This is a genomic window from Mediterranea sp. An20 (assembly GCF_002160055.1).
GTDB classification, from domain to species: Bacteria; Bacteroidota; Bacteroidia; order Bacteroidales; family Bacteroidaceae; genus Bacteroides; species Bacteroides avicola.
On record NZ_NFJV01000015.1, the window covers coordinates 19,625 to 46,095 of the forward strand.

21 protein-coding genes are annotated in these 26,471 nt (G+C 52.1%); 13 read left to right on the top strand and 8 right to left on the bottom strand.

Going from position 1 to position 26,471, the window contains the following annotated elements:
• The first annotated feature begins 4 nt into the window (after window positions 1–4).
• The 3 genes from rsmG to gcvP all read left to right on the top strand — a co-directional run bounded on the left by rsmG (window position 5) and on the right by gcvP (window position 4,284).
• Window positions 5–640, top strand: a complete 636-nt coding sequence (gene rsmG, locus B5F34_RS10005; protein WP_087338375.1) for a 16S rRNA (guanine(527)-N(7))-methyltransferase RsmG — start codon at window positions 5–7, stop codon at window positions 638–640.
• A gap of 121 nt (window positions 641–761) precedes the next feature.
• Window positions 762–1,403, top strand: a complete 642-nt coding sequence (locus B5F34_RS10010; protein WP_087338181.1) for an MBL fold metallo-hydrolase — start codon at window positions 762–764, stop codon at window positions 1,401–1,403.
• 31 nt (window positions 1,404–1,434) lie between these two features.
• Window positions 1,435–4,284, top strand: a complete 2,850-nt coding sequence (gcvP, locus tag B5F34_RS10015) for an aminomethyl-transferring glycine dehydrogenase (protein WP_087338184.1) — start codon at window positions 1,435–1,437, stop codon at window positions 4,282–4,284.
• Between the two features lie 292 nt (window positions 4,285–4,576).
• On the opposite strand, the gene B5F34_RS10020 is transcribed toward gcvP, so the two are convergent.
• The 3 genes from B5F34_RS10020 to B5F34_RS10030 are packed head-to-tail and all read right to left on the bottom strand — an operon-like array spanning window position 4,577 to window position 6,905.
• Window positions 4,577–5,140 carry a nitroreductase family protein gene (locus tag B5F34_RS10020; RefSeq protein WP_087338187.1) on the bottom strand — a complete coding sequence of 188 codons (564 nt, stop codon included), beginning with the start codon at window positions 5,138–5,140 and terminating at the stop codon, window positions 4,577–4,579.
• Window positions 5,141–5,160: 20 nt separating this feature from the next.
• Window positions 5,161–6,276: an HpaII family restriction endonuclease gene (locus B5F34_RS10025; protein WP_087338190.1), complete on the bottom strand. Its 1,116-nt coding sequence runs from the start codon at window positions 6,274–6,276 to the stop codon at window positions 5,161–5,163.
• A 29-nt stretch (window positions 6,277–6,305) separates the two neighbouring features.
• Window positions 6,306–6,905, bottom strand: coding sequence for a YigZ family protein (locus B5F34_RS10030; RefSeq protein ID WP_087338193.1), 600 nt, complete (start codon window positions 6,903–6,905; stop codon window positions 6,306–6,308).
• Window positions 6,906–6,978: 73 nt separating this feature from the next.
• Here B5F34_RS10030 and B5F34_RS10035 point away from each other — a divergent pair, with 73 nt between their 5' ends.
• On the top strand, window positions 6,979–8,121 hold the full coding sequence (locus B5F34_RS10035; RefSeq protein WP_087338196.1) for a glycerate kinase: 1,143 nt from the start codon (window positions 6,979–6,981) through the stop codon (window positions 8,119–8,121).
• On the opposite strand, the gene B5F34_RS10040 is transcribed toward B5F34_RS10035, so the two are convergent.
• On the bottom strand, window positions 8,093–9,007 hold the full coding sequence (locus B5F34_RS10040; RefSeq protein ID WP_140392992.1) for a helix-turn-helix domain-containing protein: 915 nt from the start codon (window positions 9,005–9,007) through the stop codon (window positions 8,093–8,095). The two genes, B5F34_RS10035 and B5F34_RS10040, sit on opposite strands and share 29 nt — an antisense overlap.
• A gap of 206 nt (window positions 9,008–9,213) precedes the next feature.
• On the opposite strand from B5F34_RS10040, the gene B5F34_RS10045 reads away from it, so the two are divergent.
• The 3 genes from B5F34_RS10045 to B5F34_RS10055 all read left to right on the top strand — a co-directional run bounded on the left by B5F34_RS10045 (window position 9,214) and on the right by B5F34_RS10055 (window position 15,073).
• Window positions 9,214–10,314 (top strand): efflux RND transporter periplasmic adaptor subunit, encoded by a 1,101-nt coding sequence (locus B5F34_RS10045; RefSeq protein WP_087338202.1) that lies wholly within the window; start codon window positions 9,214–9,216, stop codon window positions 10,312–10,314.
• A 20-nt stretch (window positions 10,315–10,334) separates the two neighbouring features.
• Complete coding sequence (locus B5F34_RS10050) at window positions 10,335–13,466, top strand: efflux RND transporter permease subunit (protein WP_087338203.1); 3,132 nt, start codon at window positions 10,335–10,337, stop codon at window positions 13,464–13,466.
• A 230-nt stretch (window positions 13,467–13,696) separates the two neighbouring features.
• On the top strand, window positions 13,697–15,073 hold the full coding sequence (locus B5F34_RS10055) for an efflux transporter outer membrane subunit (RefSeq protein ID WP_087338206.1): 1,377 nt from the start codon (window positions 13,697–13,699) through the stop codon (window positions 15,071–15,073).
• A gap of 18 nt (window positions 15,074–15,091) precedes the next feature.
• Here B5F34_RS10055 and B5F34_RS10060 read toward each other — a convergent pair whose 3' ends face one another.
• Window positions 15,092–16,480: an MATE family efflux transporter gene (locus tag B5F34_RS10060; protein ID WP_087338209.1), complete on the bottom strand. Its 1,389-nt coding sequence runs from the start codon at window positions 16,478–16,480 to the stop codon at window positions 15,092–15,094.
• A gap of 121 nt (window positions 16,481–16,601) precedes the next feature.
• Window positions 16,602–17,027, bottom strand: coding sequence for a DUF6249 domain-containing protein (locus B5F34_RS10065; protein WP_087338213.1), 426 nt, complete (start codon window positions 17,025–17,027; stop codon window positions 16,602–16,604).
• A 197-nt stretch (window positions 17,028–17,224) separates the two neighbouring features.
• On the opposite strand from B5F34_RS10065, the gene B5F34_RS10070 reads away from it, so the two are divergent.
• Window positions 17,225–17,779: a sigma-70 family RNA polymerase sigma factor gene (locus B5F34_RS10070; RefSeq protein ID WP_087338216.1), complete on the top strand. Its 555-nt coding sequence runs from the start codon at window positions 17,225–17,227 to the stop codon at window positions 17,777–17,779.
• On the top strand, window positions 17,776–18,156 hold the full coding sequence (locus B5F34_RS10075) for a hypothetical protein (protein ID WP_087338219.1): 381 nt from the start codon (window positions 17,776–17,778) through the stop codon (window positions 18,154–18,156). Before B5F34_RS10070 ends, B5F34_RS10075 begins: the two co-directional genes overlap by 4 nt.
• A gap of 1 nt (window position 18,157) precedes the next feature.
• Here B5F34_RS10075 and B5F34_RS10080 read toward each other — a convergent pair whose 3' ends face one another.
• Window positions 18,158–18,730: a flavodoxin family protein gene (locus B5F34_RS10080; RefSeq protein WP_087338222.1), complete on the bottom strand. Its 573-nt coding sequence runs from the start codon at window positions 18,728–18,730 to the stop codon at window positions 18,158–18,160.
• Between the two features lie 79 nt (window positions 18,731–18,809).
• Here B5F34_RS10080 and B5F34_RS10085 point away from each other — a divergent pair, with 79 nt between their 5' ends.
• Entirely contained in the window at window positions 18,810–19,598 is a 789-nt protein-coding gene (locus B5F34_RS10085; protein WP_087338225.1) for a patatin-like phospholipase family protein, read from the top strand.
• On the opposite strand, the gene B5F34_RS10090 is transcribed toward B5F34_RS10085, so the two are convergent.
• The gene (locus B5F34_RS10090) at window positions 19,576–21,501 is read right to left on the bottom strand and encodes an NAD(+) synthase (protein ID WP_087338378.1); all 1,926 of its coding nucleotides are present in this window, start codon (window positions 21,499–21,501) and stop codon (window positions 19,576–19,578) included. The genes B5F34_RS10085 and B5F34_RS10090 overlap by 23 nt on opposite strands.
• Before the next feature lie 432 nt (window positions 21,502–21,933).
• Between B5F34_RS10090 and B5F34_RS10095 the strand changes: the two genes are divergently transcribed.
• The 3 genes from B5F34_RS10095 to B5F34_RS10105 all read left to right on the top strand — a co-directional run bounded on the left by B5F34_RS10095 (window position 21,934) and on the right by B5F34_RS10105 (window position 26,447).
• Complete coding sequence (locus B5F34_RS10095) at window positions 21,934–23,769, top strand: YgiQ family radical SAM protein (RefSeq protein ID WP_087338229.1); 1,836 nt, start codon at window positions 21,934–21,936, stop codon at window positions 23,767–23,769.
• Window positions 23,770–24,001: 232 nt separating this feature from the next.
• Window positions 24,002–24,691, top strand: coding sequence for a response regulator transcription factor (locus B5F34_RS10100; protein ID WP_087338232.1), 690 nt, complete (start codon window positions 24,002–24,004; stop codon window positions 24,689–24,691).
• Window positions 24,666–26,447: an ATP-binding protein gene (locus B5F34_RS10105; RefSeq protein ID WP_087338235.1), complete on the top strand. Its 1,782-nt coding sequence runs from the start codon at window positions 24,666–24,668 to the stop codon at window positions 26,445–26,447. The genes B5F34_RS10100 and B5F34_RS10105 overlap by 26 nt, the downstream gene beginning before the upstream one ends.
• Window positions 26,448–26,471: the final 24 nt, after the last annotated feature.

Sequence of the window (26,471 nt, forward strand, 5' to 3'; positions counted from 1 at the left end):
ACAACTGCAGCAAATATTGAATTACTTTCCCGGATTGAACGAAGAGCAAATACGCCAACTGAGTTCACTGGAAGAGTTATATACAGATTGGAATTCCAAAATCAATGTCATTTCCCGTAAAGACATCGGGAACTTGTATGAACACCACGTACTCCACTCCTTAGGCATAGCTAAAGTTATCCGCTTCAGGGAAGGCACCCAAGTAATGGACTTAGGCACCGGAGGCGGATTTCCAGGCATTCCACTGGCCATTTTATTCCCGGATGTGCAATTCCATCTGGTAGATAGCATCGGCAAAAAAATAAAGGTAGCTACTGAAGTGGCTCAAGCCATCGGACTAAAGAATGTAACCTTTTGCCATTCGCGCGTTGAGGAAGAGAAAGGGTTGTTCGATTTCGTAGTGAGCCGGGCTGTCATGCCTCTGCCCGACTTAGTGAAAGCCTGCCGCAAAAACATCTCGCCCCACCAGCATAACGCATTGCCCAATGGGCTTATCTGCCTGAAAGGAGGGGAGGTAGAAAACGAAATAAGACCATTCAAACACGAAATACTGACTTGGGACTTGAAAGATTTCTTCAACGAAGAATTCTTCGTAACTAAAAAAGCCGTATTTGTAGCCATCAATAAAAGAAAAGCCTGAAATGAAGGAGGTACTACATACGTTCGGCTGGGCTGCATGATAGCCGCTTTGCATGTCGACACACCTCCTATAAACGGATAAACTTATTTACTCAACTAAAAAATCAACACCATCAACCACCATGAAGATAAAGCGATTTGAATTCAATATGTTCCCGGAGAACTGCTACGTGCTTTGGGATGAAACCAACGAAGCGGTAGTTATCGACCCTGGCTGCTTCTATGAAGAAGAAAAGCTGGCACTGAAAGATTTCATCCTTAAAGAGAAGTTAGATGTAAAACACTTGCTGAACACGCATTTGCATTTAGACCACATCTTCGGCAACCCATTCCTTTTAAGAGAATTCGGATGGAAAGCCGAAGCCAACCAGGCAGATGAATTCCTGCTGGAAGAAGCTCCGAAACAAAGCCGTATGTTCGGCTTTCATTTGCAGGAGAAAACAGTCCCGCTGGGCAAGTACCTGCATGATGGAGATATCATAACCTTCGGCCACACACAATTAGAAGCTATCCACGTCCCCGGACATTCTCCCGGAAGCCTGGTATATTATTGTGCCAGCGAACATTGCATGTTCTCGGGCGACGTGCTGTTTCAAGGAAGTATCGGACGGGCAGACTTAGCAGGAGGAAACTTTGACCAACTCATTGAAAACATTTGCAGCCGTCTCTTCGTTTTGCCCAACGAAACCATTGTTTATCCCGGACACGGAGCACCCACCACCATAGGGATTGAAAAAGCAGAAAATCCTTTCTTCCGAATCTGACATTCAAAAATAAACCTAAAGTAACAACAATATGAACAAGCATCCATTCTACACCCGTCACATCGGTGTGAACGAAACCGACGAAGCCGTGATGCTTCGTAAAATAGGTGTGCAAAGCCTAAATGAACTGATTGATAAAACCCTGCCTGCCAATATCCGGCTCCCACAACCCCTCGACCTGCCGGAAGCGATGGACGAACATGAATTTGCTCTTCACATCACCGCATTGGCTGCAAAAAACAAGCTCTACACTACATACATCGGGCAGGGCTGGTATGACACCATCACGCCGGCTGTTATCCAACGCAACGTATTCGAGAATCCGGTATGGTACACCTCCTATACTCCTTACCAAACAGAAGTATCACAAGGACGGTTGGAAGCCTTGATGAACTTCCAGACAGCTGTCTGTGACCTGACCGGTATGCCGTTGGCCAACTGTTCCTTGTTGGATGAAGGCACTGCTGCTGCCGAAGCCGTGACCATGATGTATGCCCTCCGTCCGCGTGACTTACAGAAGAATGGAGCCAACACGGTATTTGTAGACGAACGCATCTTTCCTCAGACACTGGCTGTAATGCGTACACGTGCCATTCCGCAAGGCATCACGCTGCAAGTAGGCCGTTATGAGGAACTGGAGTTTACACCCAATCTCTTTGCCTGCGTACTTCAATATCCCGATGCCAACGGAAATGTGCCCGATTATCGCAACTTTGTCGAAAAGGCACATGAAGCCCGTTGCAAAGTAGCCGTAGCAGCCGATATACTGAGTTTGGCCTTATTGACACCTCCGGGTGAATGGGGAGCGGATATTGTATTCGGTTCTACGCAACGCTTAGGTACTCCTCTGTTCTATGGTGGTCCCTCTGCTGCCTATTTTGCTACCCGCGACGAGTACAAACGTAATATGCCGGGACGAATCATTGGCTGGAGCAAAGACAAATACGGACATCTATGCTACCGCATGGCTCTGCAAACCCGCGAACAACACATCAAACGCGAGAAAGCCACCAGCAACATCTGTACGGCACAGGCTTTACTGGCTACCATGGCAGGTATGTATGCCGTATGGCACGGACCGGAAGGCATTCACGACATTGCCCTGCGCATCCATCACTCGGCCGCTTTGGTGGCAAACACTCTGGAAAACTGGGGATGCCGCCAACTGAACCCGACTTTCTTCGATACACTTCTCATTGCACTGCCCGAAGGCGTATCACAAGAACAAGTACGCACTGTTGCACTGGCACACGAAGTCAATCTGAATTATCGAACCGACGGCCACATCGGATTGAGCATCGACGAGACCACGGACAAACAGGCTGTAAATGTTCTGCTGACCATCTTTGCAGAGGCATTAGGCAAAGAAGTTCCTGCTATTGACGGACTTCCCGAAGTTTCCCGATTGCCCGAACCGCTGCGTCGCACCACTTCTTATCTGACACATGAAGTATTCCGACTCTATCACACCGAGACAGAAATGATGCGTTACATCAAGCGGTTAGAACGGAAAGACATCTCACTGGCTCACTCCATGATTTCTTTAGGCTCCTGCACCATGAAGCTGAATGCAGCAGCCGAAATGCTTCCGCTGAGCCGCCCGGAATTCACCGGCATCCACCCACTTGTTCCACAAGAGCAGGCTGCCGGCTGGCAAGAGCTGATTCACAACCTGGGTGAGGAGCTGAAGACCATCACCGGATTTGCAGGCATCAGTCTCCAACCTAACTCGGGTGCCGCCGGCGAATATGCCGGCCTGCGTGTCATCCGTGCTTATCTGGAAAGCATCGGACAGGGACACCGCCATAAGGTGCTGATTCCTGCCAGTGCCCATGGAACCAATCCTGCCAGCGCCGTACAGGCCGGATTTACCCCGGTAACTTGTGCATGCGACGACCATGGCAACGTAGACATGGATGACCTGCGTCGCAAAGCAGAAGAGAACCGCGATGACTTGGCTGCACTGATGATTACTTATCCGTCGACACATGGCATTTTCGAAGCTGATATTGTGGAAATCTGCCACATTATCCATGCTTGCGGAGCACAGGTGTACATGGATGGTGCCAACATGAATGCACAAGTAGGCCTGACCAATCCCGGAACAATTGGCGCTGATGTTTGCCACCTGAACCTGCACAAGACCTTTGCTTCTCCTCACGGTGGAGGCGGTCCTGGCGTAGGACCTATCTGTGTAGCTTCTCACCTGGTACCTTTCTTGCCCGGGCACGGACTGTTCGGCAACGATACCAATGAAGTGGCTTCCGCACCGTGGGGAAGTGCCGGCATACTGCCCATCACCTACGGATACATCCGTATGATGGGAACAGAAGGTCTGACCCGCGCCACCAAGATTGCCATCCTGAATGCCAATTACCTCGCTGCTTGTCTGAAAGACACGTATGGAGTAGTCTATCGCGGCACCAACGGCTTCGTCGGTCACGAAATGATTCTGGAATGCCGCAATGTACACGCAGAAACGGGCATCAGCGAAAACGACATCGCCAAGCGACTGATGGACTATGGTTACCACGCTCCTACCCTTTCGTTCCCTGTACACGGCACGCTGATGATCGAACCGACCGAAAGTGAAAGCTTGGCCGAACTGGACAACTTCGTAGAAGCAATGCTGACCATCTGGGAAGAGATTCAGGAAGTAAAAGACGGACGTGCCGACCAGACAGACAACGTGTTGCTGAATGCACCGCATCCCGAATATGAAGCGGTGGCCGACGTTTGGGACCATACGTATACAAGGCAGAAGGCGGTATATCCTACACAGGCTGTGCGTGACAACAAGTTCTGGATCAACGTTGCCCGTGTAGACAATACGTTGGGAGACCGTAGGTTATTGACTACACGATACGAGACATTTGAATAAAGCCCAATAGCTATCAGACTTAAAAAGCGCGGATGCGACGGGAATAGCGGATAAATCATTCCGCACAACCGTACCATCCGCGCTTTTTTTGCCTAAACATGCCGTAGATTTATGCCGGGCAGCACTGCTAATCCAACATGCCGCTCAAGAAAAACTCCGAAGCGCTAAGAAGCAACTTTCAAAGCACTAAGAAGCAGGCTGCCAAGCGCTAAGAAACGTAACCGATATATATTACAAGCCACAGCCACCCATATACGGACAAGTTTAAAGCAGGTTATCCTCCTCAGAAAGACTAACGCACTATCGTAATAGTGCCCTCCTTCACACGTTTTTCCTTGACGGGCGTTCCTTCCGGCTCATAGCCTAAAGCAGCACAACCATAGACTTTATGATTGGCAGGTACTCCCAACTCAGTCAGCAGGGCACGCACACCGGAATCGTCGCAAGTTTGTCCTATCTGGTTAATCCAACAAGAGCCGATACCCAAAGAAGCGGCTGCCAGAAACATATTCTCCAACGCGCAGGCACAATCCATGGCAGCCCACCACTGAGTAGGCTCGTTGGAAACAAGAACCAAAGTGGGAGCGTGATAATAACAGCAGTAAGTCGCGCTATGTCCCCGTTCTTTCAGACGCGGTTCGGAACTCTTGGCAAAAGCCCCTTTCACAGCCTCATTTAAACGCACCAACACATCAGGGTTCTGAATAGCCGTAAAGTGCCAGGTTTCCAGATGCATACCGTTAGGCGCCATCGTGGCAGCCTCCAAAATGAGAGCCAGGTCAGCATCGCTTACCTGACGTTGGGTGTAAGTCCGAACACTGTGACGGGTCCGGATGTTTTTTAAAACTTCGTTCATAATCTGTCTTTGGTTAAAATTTATCGTTTGACAAGTCCAATCTTGGCGTTAAGTTTGAAGTAATAAGTCCCATTCTCCCTTTCCAGAAAACCATATTTGTTTTTCTCCAACGGTCCTTTCTCAAAGCGGGAGTTCTGATAAAGAAAATCGGCCAGGACCTGCCGGCATGACTGATGGTAAGCCAAGACCTGTCCGTCGCCATCAACCAGAAGAATGCCCTCCACGGCCGAATCAATGCCCCTGAACAGTTTGGCAGGACGCATTCCCAAGGCCAACGCCAGAAGGAATTGCTTCATCTTGTATTCATAAAAGCCATGTTTCTGAATCAGTTCATCCTTTATCTTCAACGGATTAATCTGCTTGATACGCTCTACTAACTCAGGAGTACGCGTTATGCCCTCAATATGCATGAGACGTACCATCTCGCACAACATACGTGGAAAATGCAAGTCTATCATCAGCAAGTTACCCCGAAATACCCGATCGGCTACATCGCTATATTTAAGTATGCCCCCCAACCGCTCTATCATCAGCATACGCTCTGCCACCTCATTAGGTCCCTCGGGTAAGGCATTGATTTTATTAACGGTAGGAGAAGCAAACTTCACACCGGTCTGCTCCAGTTTCAGATTAGCCATACGCCCTCCGTCCAACAAGGGGTTCATGGGGCTCAACCGGCATCGCACCACGAAACCAGATAATGGTGCATCAGGATGCCAGAAAGCAATGCGCAAATCGGTACGGTCTTCAGTATAGGCTTCGAGGTCGTATATGCACACGGCATCCAAAAAGCTTTCGAGGGCATCAGGAACTGTTATCTTGTCGCCACTCTCGCGCAACAGACCAAGCAGAAGGTCTGCTGCAGCTCTGAAATCCGCACGGGGGAAACAGACTTCTCCTCCCGGTAGAGGCCGAAAAAAGCCGTCCTTATCTTTTTCACCCGACACCAGACGGATATCTGTATGCTCGATATAATAACGGCGTAGGCCGTCGTGTTCTTCTCTTTCAATCAATGCTATAGGCCAAGCAGTTCCTGGCTCAGCCTGGGCTGTGCCGAAGGTCGCTTCTCCCTGTGCCAACAAGCGGAAGAAAGCATACAGTTCTCCCGCTTCACGCTTGGTGGTTTGAAATGCCATAAGTTGTATAATAGTTGATAATGTTTAATTTACTCGTCCATACGCAACGTTTCGACTTTTGCCAGCCGCTCCTTAAGACGGGGCATGCGTGAACGGCGAATGCGCAGCGTCATGCGGCAATCGGTATCGTAACCCTGGTCAACGATCTCAGGTCCCTCTTCCTTGACTATACGCATGACATCATTCATAAATGGGTACTCAAAGAAGAATGTCACCTCCTCGTCCACTGTTTTCTCTATCACAGTAGCAGCTCCCAAAGCTTCGGCTGCTGCCATCCGATAGGCAACGATAAGTCCACTCGTACCCAGCTTGATTCCCCCAAAGTAACGCACTACGATAACCAATACATCTGTCAGCCCGTGGGAATTGATTTGTCCCAAAATAGGCTTACCTGCCGTGCCGCTGGGTTCACCGTTGTCGTTAGCGCGAAAATCCTTGCGCTCAGGCCCCAACATATAAGCATAACAGACATGACGGGCATCGTAATACTTTTTCTGGTAGGTCTCCAAGTATTCTTTCACCGCAGCCACGCTTTGTACGGGCAGGGCAATAGCTATGAACTTACTGCGCTTTTCGGTATAAATACCTTCAGCCGGAGCAGTGATGGTCTTATATGTATCTTCTGTCATGGGGGACAAAGGTACGATTATTTGGTGGTAAATGCTTACCTTTGCATCAAAATCATTTTACCAAACAAAAAAGATGTCAACCAAAATTGTCCTTGCCATCGATTCACTCAAAGGATGCCTGACTTCTACAGAAGCAGGAATGGCTGCCGCACAAGGCGTACGGAAAGCATGTCCGACTTGTGAAACTATAGTATTTCCCGTGGCTGATGGCGGAGAAGGTCTGCTGGAGGCCCTGATAAATGCAACGAAAGGCACATGGGTACGACTACAAGCACACGGGCCTCTTATGGAAATGCGGAATACATGTTACGGACTGTCGGAAGACGGGAAGACTGCTTTTATAGAAATGGCCCGCATCAGCGGATTGCCTCTGGTACCCGAAGGACAACGATCCCCCTTGATTACCACTACGTATGGAACAGGCGAACTGATAAAGGACGCGCTCAAACGAGGATGCCGACGTATCCTTATCGGACTGGGAGGAAGCGCTACCAACGATGCCGGCATGGGGCTGTTACAGGCTTTGGGATACCAGTTTACAGACAATAACGGACAAGAGGTTGGCTTGGGCGGACAGGCTTTGACAAGGGTGGAACACATTGATGCTGCACAGGTAATGCCCGAAGTAAAGGAAGCTTTGTTTACAGCAGCCTGCGATGTCAGGAATCCATTTTACGGTCCGGAAGGAGCCGCCTGCATATTTGCCCCGCAAAAGGGAGCGGATCGGGAACAGGTGAGGACTTTAGACAAGGGACTCCGGCATTTTAGCAGAATCATCCGCAAATATACCGGTAAAGATGTCCAGCTGCTGCCTGGTTCCGGTGCGGCGGGAGGAATGGGCGGCGGACTTTATGCGTTGCTCCAGGCCGACTTGCGTCCAGGCATTGAACTGATATTGGAAGCCACGGGATTTCTTTCAAAAATACAGGGAGCAGATTTTGTTATTACCGGTGAAGGAAAGTCCGACCGACAGACCCTGATGGGGAAGGTTCCTGCCGGTGTTTTAAAGGTTGCCCGACAGATGAACATCCCTGTTGCTCTATTGGCAGGACAAGTAGAAGATGCCGGACTGTTATTGCAAGCTGGATTTAAGTGCGTGCACTGCATCAATCCACCCGGCACTCCCCTCCCGCTCGCCCTACATCCGGAATTTGCCCGCGCACAACTGGCACGCACGGCCGAATGCCTTATCCGGCAGTATTTTCCTGCTTCCTGAATTCAGAAGGAGACATTCCGCATTGCCTCTTGAAAAATTTCCCGAAGGCCGACTGGTCGGCAAATCCCAACATTTCAGCTACTTCTTGTACCGAAAAAGCCTGATTGTTCAAACAGACCTTAGCCTCGTTGACGAGCAACTCGTTCAGGATAATGCCGGCTGTTTTGCCGAACAGACGCTTTAAGGCTGCAGAAAGTGTATCGGGCGACACACCGGTCTGCGCGGCATACCATCCTACCTCATGATGTTCGCGGCAATGAGTATGGGCCAGATAGAGAAAATGCGACACAATATCGTTCCAGTGGACTTTACCCTCAGTACGGACTGTCTGGTGGTGGTGAAAAAAAACATTCCACAATTCATACTGCCACGCACAGGCCATTGTTTGCAGAAGTTCGCGGGTAAAGACATTGCTTTCTTCACGCAGAGTACCAAATATGACATCTTCCAACTGTTGCAGGCGTATCGCTTCATTTTCTTTCAATGAAGTAAAAGGAGATTGGGAAAAGTACATCATGCCATCGGTCACTTTAGTACGTATCGACTGGGTTGCTTCGATGAAGAATTCCTGCTCTGCCACAATAATACAGGCACGATAGCGTCCGGCCAGCGTTACATCCGACCACGCAAACCTGGACAGAAAGTCTACATACACCGGAGCATCAAACCCTAAGCGGTCGGCATTGACTGTCAAGCGAAGTTCACCTTCGTACACTTGTAGAAACACATGCCACCGGTCTGGCAACCAGTTCTCCTTCAAACGGAAGTCCGTTCCTGCCAGCCGTACCATCAGCAAGCTGTTGCCATAAGTAGCCATTTCCATTTTTCCGTTCACAGACAGCCCGGAACGTATCCAGGCAGAGATTTTATCTTCAAATTGGTCCATATTACTGAGTATATACAAGTGAATCACGGCGTAAATGTAGCGGAAAGACAGCGTGTGCAAAAGTCTTTTCCATCTTCTTAGCACTCTTAAAGCAAAAAAAAGGTAACGCCCGATTCAATACCAATCACAGCGGGATTCAGACGAGAATCCCGCGCCTGTTGCCCCGTAACTTTGCCCCCGATTTCAATAAATACGTTATGACAAGGATGAAAAGACTGTTTGGACGGACTACCGTCTGTGGCCTGTGCCTCGCGTGTCTGGCCGCATGCAAGGATGCCCCGCAACAGAATGGCGGAGCACAGTACAAGACATTGACACTCAGCCCTGCTGACCGCACGCTGACGCGTGAATACACCGCTGTGGTCGAAGGTAGGCAAAGTGTGGAGATTCGCCCTCAGGTGAGCGGCACCATCACCGAAGTGTGCATAGACGAAGGTGCGAAAGTGAGCAAGGGACAGCCGTTGTTCATCATCGACCAAGTGCCCTACCAGGCGGCGTTGGAAACCGCCATAGCCAATGTAAAGAGTGCCGAGGCGGCTGTGGCCACCGCCCGTATGACAGCAGACAGCAAGCAGACGCTTTTCGACAATAAAGTAGTGTCTGCCTTCGACCTGCAAACAGCCAAGAACTCGTTGTTGGAGGCTGAGGCGGCATTGGCTCAGGCCAAGGCGCAGGAGACGAGTGCCAGAAACGACCTGTCGTACACCGTAGTGAAGAGCCCCGTGGACGGTGTGGCGAGCATGATTCCTTACCGCGTGGGGGCGTTGGTTGATGCCAGCATCTCGACTCCGCTGACCACCGTCTCCGATGACGAGGAGATGTACGTCTACTTCTCTTTGACCGAAAGCCAGGTGCTGAGCCTCATCCGCGAGCATGGCACGCTGGACAAGACACTGGCGCAGATGCCTGAAGTATCGCTGCGCCTGAGCGACGGACAATTGTATGACCACACGGGACACATTGATGCCATTAGCGGTACCATCAGCAGCGGCACGGGCGCAGTAAGCCTGAGGGCAACCTTCCCCAACCCGGAAAGGATGTTGCGCAACGGTAGCAGTGCCACACTCATCTTCCCCTACCAGCGGGACAGCGTGCTGGTCGTTCCGCAGGAAGCTACTTATGAAATTCAAGACAAGGTATTCGTCTACAAGGTTGTGGATGGAAAGGCAGCCTCATCGCAAGTCACTGTTTTCCCCGTGAACGACGGTAAGGAGTACATCGTGGAGAGCGGACTGAAAACAGGCGATGTCATTGTGGCCGAAGGTGCCGGCTTGCTGCAAGAAGGGACATTGATTAATGAAAAATAAAGAACTAAGAATAGAAAATCATGAAACTGAAACTCTTTATAGACCGCCCCATCCTGGCCTGCGTCGTATCGGTGCTGATACTGCTGGTGGGGCTTATCGGTCTGGTCAATCTGCCGATGGAACAATATCCGGACATTGCGCCTCCCACGGTCATGGTGTCTGCCACCTACACAGGTGCCAATGCTGAAACCGTACAGAAATCCGTTGTTGTCCCCCTCGAGGAGGCTATCAACGGCGTGGAGGACATGCTATACATGACCTCCACTTCCACCAATACCGGTTCGGGCAGCATTACTGTCTATTTCAAACAAGGAACCGACCCGGACATGGCCACCATCAACACCAAGAACCGCGTTAGCGAGGCTGAGGGTCTGCTTCCCGCAGAGGTGACTAAAATCGGCGTGACGGTGGAGAAGCGGCAAAGCTCCATGTTGAAAATCATCGCCCTCTACAGCCCGGACGATTCGTATGACCAGACGTTCATCAACAACTATTTCAAGATAAACATCGAGCCACGCCTTTCGCGCGTCAGCGGTGTAGGGAATGTCAACGTGATGGGCGACGACTACGCCATGCGCATCTGGCTCGACCCGCAGCGGATGGCACAATACGGACTGGTGCCCGCCGACGTGACTGCCGTGCTGGACGAGCAGAACATAGAGGCCGCCACGGGCACACTGGGAGAGGACTCGGAGAACACCTTCCAATATACCCTGAAGTACCGGGGCCGCTATGAGACTGCCGAAGAATTTGGCAATATCGTTGTCAAGTCGCTGGACAACGGAGAGATCTTACGTTTAGGCGACATCGCCCGCATAGAGCTGGGCACGCAGAGCTACTCGCACAGCAGCGAAGTGGACGGCCACCCCAGCGCCACGGCCATGATAGCGCAGACGGCCGGCTCGAACGCCAACGAAATCATTCAGGAGATAGACAAGCTGATGGAGGAGGTACGCGCGGAGTTGCCCAAAGGTCTGGAACTGGTGGACGTGATGAGCGTCAAGGAGTTTCTGGACGCTTCCATCCACGAGGTGGTGAAGACACTGGTCGAGGCCATCATCCTGGTTATCCTGGTGGTATATGTCTTCCTGCAAAGTGTGCGCTCCACGGTCATTCCCGCCATCTCGGTCATTGTGTCGTTGGTGGGTACGTTCGCCTTCCTCTATATAGCGGGTTTCTCCCTTAATCTTTTAACCTTATTTGCCTTAGTATTAGTAATTGGTACGGTGGTGGACGATGCCATCGTGGTGGTAGAAGCCGTACAGGCGCAGTTCGACGAAGGCGTGCGTTCACCCTATCAGGCTACCAGCCGGGCCATGGACGGCATTGCGTCGGCCATCGTCACCACCTCGCTGGTATTCATGGCGGTATTCATCCCCACGTCGTTCATGGGCGGCACGAGCGGCACGTTCTACATGCAGTTCGGCCTGACGATGGCCGTGGCCGTGGGACTATCGGCCCTCAATGCCCTGACCACCTGTCCCGCCCTGTGCGCTCTCTTGATGACACCGCACACCGATGCCACCACGGGGCAGAAGCTGAGTTTCTCCTCGCGCTTCCACCGGGCGTTTGAGGCTTCGTTCCAGCGGATTGTGCTGCGCTACAAGGGCGGGGTCAAGTGGTTCTTCCGCCGCAAGTGGCTCGTGGGCGTGGGTATCGGGGCCACAGTCGTGTTGTTGGTCGTGCTGATGCGCACCACCAAGACCGGCCTCGTGCCCGATGAGGACATGGGCAGCATCTTCGTCAACGTCACCACCCCGCCGGGCAGCAGCCTGAACCAGACCATCCGCGCGATGGAGGAGATTGAAGCCTGCATCAAAGACATCCCGCAGATTGAGCGATACTCCAACGTATCAGGCTACAGTATGCTCGGTGGACAGGCGCCTAGTGGCGGCATGCTCATCATCAAGCTGAAGAACTGGAGCGAACGCACCAGTGACGAAGATTACATCAGTGCGGTCATCAGCGAGATATACCGCCGCACAGCCAACGTGCACAGCGCCAAGCTCTTCGCCTTCGCCCAGCCCACTATCATGGGCTACGGCACGGGCAGTGGCGTCGAACTGTACGTGCAGGACCGCGCCGGTGGCGACATCGACGAACTGAAGGAACATGCCGACCGCTTCATTGCCGCCCTCAACGCCCGCCCCGAAGTGCAGACGGCCTACACGACTTTCGACACCCGCTTCCCGCAATACCTTGTCGAGGTGGATGCTGCACGGTGCAAGCGCATGGGTGTCTCGCCCAGCGACGTTCTCAGCGTGATGTCTGGCTACATCGGCGGCAACTACGTGTCCAACCTCAACCGCTTCTCCAAGCTCTATCGCGTCTACATACAGGCCGACAAGGATTTCCGTTTGGACAAGGACGCGCTGAACAACATGTTTGTCCGCACCGAAGACGGCGACATGGCTCCCATCGGACAGTTTCTTACCCTGACCAAAGCTTACGGGCCGGAGACGCTGACACGCTTCAACCTCTACAGCAGCATCCAGGTGAACGCCATGATGAACGACGGATACTCGTCGGGCGACGTCATCAACGCCGTGGCCGAAGTGGCCAAGGAAACCCTGCCCGTGGGCTATGGCTACGAGTTTGGCGGCATCACCCGCGAGGAGGCGGGCAGCGGGTCGAACACGGTCATCGTCTTCGCCATCTGCATCGTCTTCATTTACCTCATCTTGTGTGCGCTCTATGAAAGCCTCTTCGTACCCTTGGCCGTGATGCTCAGCGTGCCCTTCGGTCTGGTGGGTAGCTTCGCACTGAGCAATCTGTACGGGCTGGAGAACAACATCTACATGCAGACGGGACTCATCATGCTCATCGGTCTGCTGGCCAAGACAGCCATCCTCATCACAGAATACGCCGCCACCCGCCGCCGTCAAGGCATGACGCTGGCTCAGGCTGCCGTGTCGGCTGCCGCTATCCGTCTGCGTCCTATCCTCATGACGGTGCTCTGTATGGTTATCGGCATGCTACCCCTGGTCTTCGCCAGCGGCGCAGGAGCCAATGGCAACATCTCGCTCGGCACCGGTGTGGTGGGTGGACTGCTGGTGGGTACACTGGCGCTGCTCTTTGTAGTACCCGTCTTATTCATTGTCTTCCAGGCCATGCAGGAACGACTGATGCCCGAACGGAAACATGATGAATAATCCTAATTGGAAGTAAAAAACAGATGTTGAAAGTAAGCTTATGCTATAACTGTTATTTCACAGTACGGCTGTAGAGATGTAACACAGCTAATGTTACGCCGTAACATACCTATTGTTACAGTGTAACAGGCCTATTGTTACACTGTAACATCGCAGCTATTACATCGCACAGATTAGTTCCAATGATTTACTTAAGTTTATTAGTTTGTAAGTTCTTTACTGATATGAATATGCAGAGATATACCTTGATAATATTTGCCGTCTTTATGTTGACTTCGTGCGGCATATACACCAACTATGAGCGTCCGTCACAAGCTGTGGCAGGCATCGACAGCCTCTACCGCCCCGAAGCACGACCGGACACCACCCGCTCCATCGCCACACTGCGGTGGGAAGAACTCTTCACTGACCCACACCTGCAACACCTCATCCGGCAGGGACTTACGGCGAATGCCGACCTGGCAGTAGCCCGTCTGCAGGTGGAGGAAGCGCAAGCCACTCTACGCCAGTCGAAGCAGGCCTATCTGCCCTCCATACAACTGGACCCGACGGGCACCCTGTCGAGCTTCGACGGTCAGAAGACACAGAAGACGTACAGCCTCGGTGCCTCGGCATCGTGGGAAATCGACCTCTTCGGTAAGCTGCGCAACAGCAAGAGGCAAGCCCTGGCATCGCTCCTCGCCAGCGATGCTTATAGGCAAGCCATGCAGACACAAGTCATCGCTACTGTAGCCGACAGTTACTATGCCCTGCTGATGTTGGACGAACAGATACGCATCACCGAACAGACGGCCGAGAGTTGGCGCGAATATGTCCGCAGCCTTGCAGCCCTGATGCAAGCGGGTCAGGCCGACCGTGCCACACTGACCCAGGCAGAGGCCTCGCGGCTGGCTGCCGAATCATCACTACTCAGTCTCCAGCAGCAGGCCGTGGAGCAGGAAAATGCCCTTTGCGTCTTTGTAGGATTGACTCCCCGGCACCTGGAACGCAGTACAATGGACAGGCAGCAGTTTCCTTCCAATCTCAGTGTGGGGGTGCCGCTCGAACTCCTGGCACGTCGTCCCGATGTGCGCCAGGCCGAAGCCCAACTGATGCAAGCCTTCTATGCTACAAACTCTGCCCGTGCAGCTTTCTATCCTTCGATAACCCTCAGCGGTTCGGCAGGATGGACCAACAGCGGGGGGGCAGCCATCACTAATCCTGGCGCATGGCTGCTTCAGGCCGTCGGCTCGCTGGTACAACCCCTTTTCAACCGTGGACAGAACCTGGCCAACCTGAAAATTGCCAAGGCACAGCAGGAGGAAGCTGTACTGCAATTCCGCCAGTCGCTGCTTGATGCGGGCAATGAGGTGAACAACGCCCTGGTCCAATGGCAGACTGCCCGCGAACGCATCCGGCTGGACAGCGGTCAGGTAGAACAGCTCGCCCTCACCGTGGACGACACAGAACTACTGATGGAAAATTCGGCAGACACGAACTACCTCCAGGTGCTCACTGCCCGCCAGTCGCTGCTTTCGGCACAGTTGACAGTTGCCTCGGACCGTTACGACGAAATACAGGGCGTAATAAACTTGTACCATGCCTTAGGCGGAGGTACCGAACCCTGATACACCTGCAATCACTCTTCATAAATAACTCTCATAAGACCGTTCCCGTCTGTGACAGATAGGAGCGGCTATTTTCATCCGATAATAACAGAATATGCCTACCACATCCGCCAACGCCCACCCGATAGGAATGGACCACCAGATGCCCGACACTCCTACGAACGTAGATGCCAGCCAATAAGACAAAGCGACACGCACCCCCAGCGACAATACTGTCAGCACCACCGACATGCCCGGCATACGGACGGCCCGATAGTAACCATAAAGCAAGAACAGAATGCCGATGCCCGGATAGAATGCTCCCTCAATGCGCAGATACTCCACCCCGACACGCAGGATCTCTGTCTCCTCCGGCCGTACAAACACCAGCATCAGCGGTCGGGCAAACACAAATACCAGCACTGACACCGCCAGCGAAAACACCACCGAGGTGACAAACGCGCTCCGTACTCCCCGGCGGATACGTTCATGCTTCTGCGCCCCGAAATTCTGTGCTATGAATGTTGAGAAGGCATTACCGAACTCCTGCACAGGCATATAGGCAAACGAATCTATCTTGACCGCAGCGGCAAAAGCAGCCATCACCACCGTGCCGAAACTGTTCACCAAGCCCTGAACCAGCAGGATACCAAAGTTCATCACCGACTGCTGCACACAAGTAAGAAAGGAGAAAGACGTAATCTCGTGCAGCGTCACCCGGTCGAACACAGCATCTGCACGCCGCACTCTCAACTCCGGCCTGCACACCCACAGCCACACGGACAACCCCACAGCCGACAAGCCCTGCGACACTACCGTAGCAGCCGCTGCTCCCTCAATGCCCCAGCCGAAAGTCAAGATAAAGAGCAAGTCCAGCCCAATGTTCAACACCACCGAACCTGCCAGGAACCACAGAGGCGTCACCGCATCGCCCACGGCACGCAGCAACGCCGCCCCGTAATTGTAAAGGAAAGTAAAGGGAATGCCCCAGTATATGACCCACAGATAACTGCGCATCATATCATAGATGTCGTCTGGTGTCTGAAGCAGGCGTAACACCGGGTCGAGCGTGGTCAGCATCAGCCCCGTAAGCACCACTGCCACTGCCCCGATAAACGAAAACGACACAAAGATGCTGCGCCTCAAACCTACTCTGTCGCCCGCTCCAAAACGGAGCGAGAACACAGTGCCGCTACCCAGCGACAACCCCAACAGGATGCTGATGAGAAACGTCATCAGTGCGTAAGCCGAACCTACCGCCGCCAATGCCCCCGAACCAATACACCGTCCTACGATAAGCGTATCGGCTATGTTGTAGCATTGTTGCAAAAGAGACCCTGCCATCATGGGCAGGGTAAAACGAAGCAGGGTACCGGTAATGGGTCCTTGCGTCAGGTCGCCTTTCTGTAGATTCGGAGTCGGTTGCATATCTTCAGGTTTGTTTCGGGACGCAAAGGTACGGAATTAATCCGGACAATGTATCAAGAAACGGAATCATACGCCTGGCATACCCGGCTCCTGATCCTGTGCGGAAACTGAGAAACAAAATTTATAACAGTTTCTCCTCCCCGTCTTTCTGCTTCACTTTCAGTTCAATCAGGAAAGCCACCAGCAGACCGGCACCGCCCATCAGCAAGACACAGGCACTAAAGATTGTAGCCACAATCGTGTTAGAATTATAATACAAGTCGCCGGGAAACTCAGGAATGGTATTCCAACAGATGAAATAACCCAGCAAGACGCCGAGACCAATGCCCATCAGCAGACAGCCCCACTTCAGAGGGGAGAACGAGAGCCTGAACTTGAAGTTCAGCCCATACTGCAGTTTGGGAATTCCCTGTACGTGCAGGTCGGCCATACGCTCAATCATCATCATCCGCTCACGACGGCACACAAAGAGTTCAAACAACTTGTAAATACCTAATGTAATAGTGCCAACAACAACAATAGGAACTAAAAAATCAAAATCAAACATACTTTCAATCGTTTTAAAGGTTAATAATCGAATTCGTTGTACCTGTTAGACGCAGCCCCGCAAGAAAGGTTACACATCCGCAAGAAAAAATATTCGGCCAACTGCAACGGCTATACTGTAACAGGTTTGCGCTCCGGAAAAGAAAAAAAGCAGACTTCCTGTAACCTTTCCAACAAAACTGCGTCTAACAAACGAATATGGACAGAAACGAAGCACATATCATCCTGCGCATCCTTAACGGAGAGACTTCCTTGTTCGGGTACTTCCTGCAGAAGTACGGCGAACAGGTGTTTCACCTTATTCTCCGCATCGTGGGCAACCGCGAAGATGCCGAAGAGCTGACGCAGGATGTGTTTCTCAAAGCCTTCGGGCAACTGTCCGGTTTCCGGGGAAAGAGCAGCTTTTCTACCTGGCTTTACGCCATAGCCTACCATACGGCCGTTTCGCATGTGCGCAAACAGAATTTCGCTACCAGTGTCATGGACGAACAGGAACTGTCTGCTCTTTCGGACAAAGTGGTAGACGAAGCCTTGGACGAAGAGAACGAAGAACGCATCGCCTTGCTCCACCACGCCATCGGGCAACTGGAAGCGGAAGAACAAGCCATCGTCACCCTATTTTACGAAGAAGAAAAAAGCCTGCACGACTTGGCACGCATCACGGGACTGACGGAAAGCAACCTGAAGGTGAAGCTGCACCGCATCCGCAAGAAACTGTATCTGTTGATGAAAAAAGAGGAGGAAAAACTATGAATGAACTGAAAGACAAAGCCCTGAGAAAAGCTCTGAAACGGGAAGAGAACATGCCGCACCTCTCTCCCAATTTCTGTTTCCGCACCCTGCAACGGATAGACGAACTGGCACGACTGCGCGAGAAACAGGCTGAACGACGGCAACTGGCAGCCATCACGACGGCAGCAGTTCTGCTGGCGGGCAGCGGTGTGTTTGTTCTTTTCTGCCTCTTCGGCGACAGACTGCGGCAAGCGTTCAGGCAATTGTGGGAGACAGGAAGAAATGCCGACTACGGACCGATGCTCTTCCTGGCTGCACTGGTCCTTATCCTGCTGGGACTTGACTACATGATGCGCCGCACCTACTATTCCCGACAGAACAAGCGAAAAAGCTCTTAAATCAGTCTAAACGCCGCACGGCCCTGCGGCACCGCTCCAGGTTGCGTTCCGTCAGCGGATGCGTCTTCGTGCCTCCCCGCTCGATAGAACGCACAATACGGAAACCGCTCCACTTCAGAATCTCCCGCAAGGCCCGCACGGTGCCCCGCGACTGCCGGAACCAGATGTTGAAAGGCCAGGGCGTGGTGCAGGCAGTAACCAGTATGGCCCGTTTCCCTTTGTGCAGCGGCAACGGCATTCCGTGCGGGCTCTCCCCCATCAGGCCATACACGATGCGGTCGAACAGCACTTTCAATGTACCCGGCATATTGCCCCAGTAACACGGCGAACCGACGACCAGCACATCTGCCGCTCCAATAAGCGACAACATCCGCTGTGCATCGTCTGAGGGCAAGATGCAATGCCCGCTTGTGCGACACTTCATGCAGCCCGTACACGGACGGACTGCCAGATGCGACACCGTTTCATACATCACCTCATATCCTAACCCTTCGGCCTCCTGCTTCATGGCATCCAGCATACGCGAAATGTTTCCTCCGCACCGGGGACTGGCATTCAATATCAGTATTTTCATTTTGTTTAAGAAGGAATAAAACAGGCAAACAAGAGGTTATCACTATATTTGCCCGCATAAAACATCTATTTTCAAGTATATGGAACTGCAACAACCGAACACCGGACAGCGCGTCGCCCTGGTCCTCTCCATGGGTGGTGCCCGAGGCATTGCCCACATCGGCGTCATAGAAGAACTGGTGAAACAGGGTTATGAGATAACCTCCATCGCCGGAAGCTCAATGGGAGCCATGGTGGGCGCCATGTATGCCACCGGCCAATTGGAGGCATGCAAACAGTGGCTCTGCACCTGGAACAAACGGAAAATGTGGCACCTCGCCGACCTCAGCCTGAGCAGCGACGGCATTGTGAAAGGCGACCGCTTTATCCGCGAACTGAAACAAATCCTGCCGGATGTCAACATCGAGGATTTGCCCATTCCCTACGTGGCCATGGCTACCGACATTGTAAGCGAACAGGAGGTGAAGTTCGACCGGGGCAGCCTGTTCGATGCCATCCGTGCCTCCATCTCCATCCCGATGCTGTTCCGTCCTTTCCACCGGGGTGACCACCAACTGCTGGTGGATGGCGGCATCTTGAATCCGCTTCCCCTGAACCATGCCGTGCGCACACCCGGCGACCTGCTCGTGGCAGTGGATGTAAACGCTCCCGCCGGAAAGAAAGGCAGGAAGCGTCTGAATCCCTACCAACTGATAACCAAATCCTCGCGCCTGATGATGCAGCAAATCACCCGATACGAACTGGCTCAAACTCCACCCGACCTTCTCATCAGCCTTTGCGGAGAAGACTACGACATGATGGAATTCTTCCACGCCGAAAAAATCGTGGAGGCCGGGCGCCGGGCTGCTAAAGAGATGCTGCGTCGTTAAGCCAGGCATCAGCCGAAGCATCACTCGGCATGCGCCAGTCGCCACGCGGACTGAGCGACACGCTTCCCACCTTGGGCCCGTCGGGCAGGCAGGAACGCTTGAACTGCTGGTTGAAGAAACGGCGGCAGAATGTGGTCAGCCATTTCTTGATGGTAGCCTCATCGTAGGTACCCTTGAAGGTGCGCACAGCCAGGTAATAGATTTTGGATGGCCCAAAGCCGAAGCGCAGGAAATAATAAAGGAAGAAGTCGTGCAGTTCGTAAGGTCCTACCAAGTCTTCCGTTATCTGCTGGATAGTGCCGTCCGAAGCAGCGGGAATCAGTTCGGGGCTGATGGGCGTATCTACGATGTCCAGCAATGTGTCGCGTGTGGCTTCGTCTGCACTGTGGCCTGCCACCCATTTCACCAGATGCTTCACCAGCGTCTTGGGCACACTGGCATTGACTCCATACATCGACATGTGGTCGCCGTTGTAGGTAGCCCACCCTAACGCCAGCTCTGAAAGGTCGCCCGTGCCGACAACCAAACCTCCTGTCTGGTTGGCTATGTCCATCAGAATCTGGGTACGTTCGCGGGCCTGCGAATTTTCATAGGTCACATCATGCACCTCCGGGTCGTGTCCGATGTCGTGGAAATGCTGGAGGCAAGCGGCCCGGATGCTCACCTCACGCACCGTAATGCCAAGCAGTTCCATCAGTCTGACGGCATTGTCGTGCGTGCGGTCGGTAGTGCCAAATCCCGGCATCGTCACACCGATAATGCCTTTGCGCGACAATTCCAGTCTGTCGAACGTCTGTACGCACACCAGCAGGGCCAGCGTGGAATCCAACCCGCCGGATATGCCTACTACTGCCGACTTGGCGTGGGTATGCGTCAACCGCTGGGCCAGTCCGGCCACTTGTATGGAGAATATTTCACTGCAACGTTCATCCAGTGCGGGTCCCTGAGGAACAAAAGGATGCGGGTCGAAAGTGCGGGTCAGCTGAAGCTCCGGCAGGTTGACATATTCGGCAGCAATGCGCCGGGGGGCATCCTGGGCCACCAGCGAACGGCAGGAGGCAAATGTCGTATTTACCCGGCGTTCGGCACGCAGACGTTCCACGTCTATCTCGCTCGTCACTACCTGCTCTTCCAATGAAAAACGCTTGCCTGCAGCCAGCAGACTGCCATTCTCATAAATCAGGCCATTGCCTGCAAAGACTACATCGGTGGTAGATTCGCCGAAACCGCACGAACTGAACACATAGCCTGCAATGCACCGGGCAGACTGCTGGGCAATGAGCGAACGCAGATAGGCATGCTTGCCCACCCCTTCATTGTCTGCCGACAGGTTGAAAATGATTTCCGCACCCTGCAAGGCCAATGCCGAACTGGGTGGAACGGGCGCCCAAAGATCCTCGCACAGTTCAATGCCGAAAGTAGTATTCACCGTGTCAAACAGCAAATCTACTCCCATCGGGACGGTCTGCCCGCAAAGACGCACGCTCCGTTCGCTCACCTGAGCGGCAGAGGTAAACCAGCGTTTTTCATAAAATTCTTTATAATTGGGCAGATAGGTCTTCGGAACCACTCCCAATACACGTCCTTTCTGAATAACTACCGCTGCATTGAGCAACATTCCGTTCAAAGGTACCGACATCCCGAGAATGGAAATAATTTCCAGCTGTCGCGTATTGTTCAGAATCTGCAGCAGCCCCATCTCAGCGTTCTCCAACAACAGCTGGTGGGCAAACAGGTCACCGCACGTATAACCCGTCAGGCTTAATTCGGGGAAGACAATGATTTCTACTCCCCTGCCACAGGCAATGATGATTTCTTTCTCTATCTGAGAAGCATTGAACTTGCAATCGGCCACCTTTACCCGCGGCACGGCTGCTGCTACTTTCACGAATCCGTAATTCATAAATACCTTAATTATATAAATGAGTAAACAAAAGTACGACAAATTCTTCATAAGTCAAAAAAAGTAAGCCTTCCAGGTTGAGGAAAAGAATCTGAATCTTTACACTTGGATTTCTCAAATGGAGAGTTACGACGCTCAAAGTCACAGTTAGCGGACTGAAAGTCATAGTTAGCGGACTGAAAGCCACAAAACAGCCAGACAACTGACAATCACAATATTAATTCACACGTATAACGACCCAAGTGCTTATCGCTTGGAAGCAGGCTGCTTGTCGCTTGGAAGCAGACTGCTTATTGCTTAGGAACCAACAGCCTGTGCGCCCGCTGTTTTTTGCGAAGAAAACTGCTTCCCGAACCGTTATCCCCGATTCCCGGTTATGCAAATCTGCACATTCCATGCAATTATCTCACAGATTTTTTCTAAGTTTGCGACATGAAAGAATACAAACTGACAGATTGGTTACCTACCACCAAGAAAGAGATAGAGTTGCGCGGCTGGGAAGAATTGGATGTGATTCTGTTCAGCGGTGACGCGTATGTAGACCACCCGTCTTTCGGAGCGGCAGTCATCGGACGCATTCTCGAAGCAGAGGGATTGCGTGTGGCCATCGTGCCGCAGCCTAACTGGCGGGACGACTTGCGCGACTTCAAGAAACTGGGACGTCCACGCCTGTTCTTCGGCATCACTGCCGGCTGCATGGACTCCATGGTCAACCGTTATACCGCCAACAAACGCTTGCGAAGCGACGATGCTTATACACCCGATGCACGCCCCGACATGCGCCCCGAATATCCTTCTATTGTCTATACACAGATATTGAAGAAACTTTTCCCCGACATACCCGTCGTATTGGGAGGCATAGAAGCCAGCATGCGCCGCCTGACGCACTACGACTATTGGCAAGACGCACTACGTCCCAGTATCCTGCAAGACAGCGGAGCGGACATCCTGATTTATGGCATGGGCGAAAAGCCGATAACAGAACTCGCCAGACGCGTCCCACCCCATACGCCGGCTTCCGAAGTGTTGGCACTGGTGCAGGATGTGCCGCAAATTGCTTACCTGACCCCAACAGCCCTGAAGCCTCAGGAGGGCGACGTGGTGCTGTATGCGCACGAAGAGTGCCTGCAGGACAAAAAGAAACAGGCAGCCAACTTCCGGCACATTGAGGAAGAAAGCAACAAATACACCGCCAGCCGCATTCTGCAACAGACCGGCCTACAGACCGTAGTGGTCAATCCTCCTTATCCACCGATGACGGAAGCCGAACTGGACCATTCGTATGACCTGCCTTATACGCGCATGCCCCATCCCAAGTATAAAGGCAAGCGCATCCCGGCCTATGACATGATAAAGTTCTCCGTCAACATTCACCGGGGATGCTTTGGTGGATGCGCCTTCTGTACCATCTCGGCCCATCAGGGAAAATTCATCACCAGCCGTTCCAAGGAAAGCATCTTGCGTGAGGTAAAGGCCATTATGGAACTTCCCGACTTCAAAGGGTACTTGAGCGACTTGGGAGGTCCCAGTGCCAACATGTATCGGATGAAAGGCAGGAACGAAGATTTGTGTCACAAATGCAAGCGACCGTCGTGTATCCACCCGGCCGTCTGCCCTAACCTCAACACCGACCACCGCCCGCTGCTCGACATTTACCAAGCGGTAGATGCGCTGCCCGGCATCAAGAAATCATTCATCGGAAGTGGAGTGCGCTATGACCTGCTGCTGCATACCACCAACGACCCGCAAACAGATAAGGCTGCCCGCGAATACACCAGGCAACTCATCACCCACCATGTCAGCGGAAGACTGAAAGTGGCTCCCGAACATACGTCCGACCGCGTACTCCGCATCATGCGCAAGCCATCTTTCAGACTGTTCGAAGCTTTCAAGAGAATATTCGACCAAATCAACCGCGAAGCCGGGCTGCGCCAACAGCTCATCCCTTATTTCATCTCCAGCCATCCGGGATGCCACGAAGAAGATATGGCCGAGCTGGCTGTCATCACCAAGCGGCTGGACTTCCATCTGGAACAGGTGCAGGACTTTACTCCCACCCCCATGACCGTGGCTACCGAAACCTGGTACACCGGTTATCACCCCTATACGCTCGAACCGGTGTTCAGCGCACGGACCAAACAGGAAAAGCTGGCCCAGCGCCAGTTCTTCTTCTGGTACAAACCGGAGGAAAGACGTAACATCATTCAGGAACTCAGAAAACTGAAAAGAGATGACCTGATTGATAAACTCTACGGGAAAAGGAAATAAAGACAGACGGAATCAGGAGGGCAAGGTAATGGCATGCAACAAATAATACAAAATATACCGGATGTAACAGAAATGTAACCTCTGTTTCATTCCCACGTAACAAATCTGACGCACTTTTGCCGCACAAAAGAAAATACGCTTACCTTTGCAGACAGACACAAGAAAAGATGTGCCTGAAAACTTTGAGATACCAAGAAGCAAAGATAGCCGGAACAATCAAAAAAGTATAGCAATGAGCAATTATCGGATTTTAGTAGTGGATGATGAAGAAGATTTGTGCGAAATCTTGAAATTCAATCTGGAGAATGAAGGCTATGAAATAGAAACAGCCAATTCTGCCGAAGAAGCCCTGAAAATGGACATCAGCAGTTATGACCTCTTGCTGCTTGACGTTATGATGGGAGAAATTTCCGGATTCAAAATGGCCAATATCCTGAAGAAAGACCGGAAAACGGCACATATCCCAATCATATTCATTACGGCCAAAGACACGGAAAACGACACCATCACCGGGTTCAACTTAGGGGCAGACGACTATATCTCCAAACCATTTTCCCTGCGCGAAGTCACCGCACGCGTCAAGGCCGTGCTGAGACGCACCAAACAGGAAGAAGTGGCTGCATTGCCCGAACAGCTTACCTACAAGACACTGGTTCTGGATATAGTAAAGAAAAAAGTAAGCATCGACGGCGAAGAGGCCTCTCTGACCAAAAAAGAGTTCGAGATTCTCCTCCTCTTGCTGCAAAACAAAGGAAGGGTCTTCTCCCGCGAAGACATCCTGCACCGCATCTGGAGTGACGAAGTTTATGTGCTCGACCGCACCATCGATGTGAACATCACCCGCCTGCGCAAAAAAATCGGTGCGTATGGTAAATGCATAGTAACCCGATTAGGATATGGATACTGCTTTGAAGCCGAATAAAAACAGACACTGCATCTCGTTCAGCTGGAAACTTTTCCTGTCTGTCATATCGCTGTTTATCGTTTTTGCCTTGTGTTTTATTGCTTATCAATATCAGCGCGAAAAAGAATACAAGGTAGAATTGCTGAACATGCAGCTACAAGACTACAACGAACGCATGTACATGGAACTGCATGCGCTGAACGATAGCTTATGGGATTCCGTACTGGACCGGTACATTGCCAGGTACGTCAGCAAAGGACTGAGAGTAACCATTATCAACCTTCAGGGAAAGGTGCTGTATGATAACATGGGAGACAGCCTGCTCATGGAAAACCACATTGGCAGACCTGAAATACAGAAGGCGCTGCGCGATGGAAAGGGGTACGATGTGAGACGCGTATCGGAAACGACCGGTGTGTCTTATTTCTATTCCAGCACACTTTACGACAAGTTCATCATACGCTCTGCACTACCCTACAGCCTGAACTTGCTGAATCATCTTTCGGCCGACCCGCACTACATCTGGTTTACAGTAACCATCACCCTGCTGCTGGCTTTCTTCTTCTACCGTTTCACTGCCAGACTGGGTAAAGCCATCAACCAGTTGCGCGAATTTGCCAAACGGGCGGACAAGAACGAACCCATCGACATGGATTCAGATTTCCCACACAACGAGCTGGGAGAGATTTCGGAGCACATTGTGCAGATTTACAAGCGGCTGCGGGAAACCAAGGAAGCTCTCTACATCGAGCGGGAAAAGCTAATCACACACTTGCAGACTTCACGAGAGGGCTTGGGGGTGTTCAATAAAGACAAAAAAGAAATCCTGGTCAACAATCTGTTTACGCAATACAGCAACCTGATTTCCGACTCCAACCTGGAAGAAACAGAGGACATCTTTAACATCAATGAGTTCAAGCCTATCACGGACTTCATCGACAAAACTCCCAAGAGGCCGTCCAACGAAGAGAAACGGATGTCTATCCACATCAACAAGAACGGCAGGATGTTCATTGTGGAATGCATCATCTTCCAAGACCTCTGCTTTGAGATTTCCATCAACGATGTCAGCCAGGAAGAAGAACAGATTCGACTGAAAAGGCAGCTGACCCAAAACATAGCCCACGAACTGAAGACACCCGTCAGCAGCATACAGGGCTATCTGGAAACCATCATCAGCACTGAAAACCTGCCGCACGACAAAATGGAAATCTTTCTGGAACGCTGCTATGCCCAAAGCACACGGCTCACCCGACTGCTGCGCGACATTTCCGTACTGACACGTATGGACGAAGCTGCCAATATGATTGACATGGAGAAGGTGGACATCAGCCTGCTGGTGGCCAACATCGTGAACGAAGTGGCCCTGGAACTGGAAGAGAAACACATCACGGTGGTCAACTCACTGAAGTCCAAGATACAGCTGCGTGGCAACTATTCGCTGCTCTACTCTATCTTCCGCAATCTGATGGACAATGCCATAGCCTATGCGGGCACCAACATACGCATCAACATCTCCTGCTTCCGCGAAGACGAGAATTTCTATTATTTCAGCTTTGCCGACACAGGTGTAGGCGTAGCCCCCGAACATCTGAATCGCCTGTTTGAGCGCTTCTACCGCGTAGACAAAGGGCGTTCGCGCAAATTGGGCGGCACCGGCCTGGGACTGGCCATTGTGAAAAACGCAGTCCTCATACACGGGGGCACCATCTCTGCCAAGAACAGTCCGGGTGGAGGACTGGAGTTCGTTTTCACCCTCGCAAAAGAAAAGTAATAGGGATTGGCAAGGTCCTGCCTT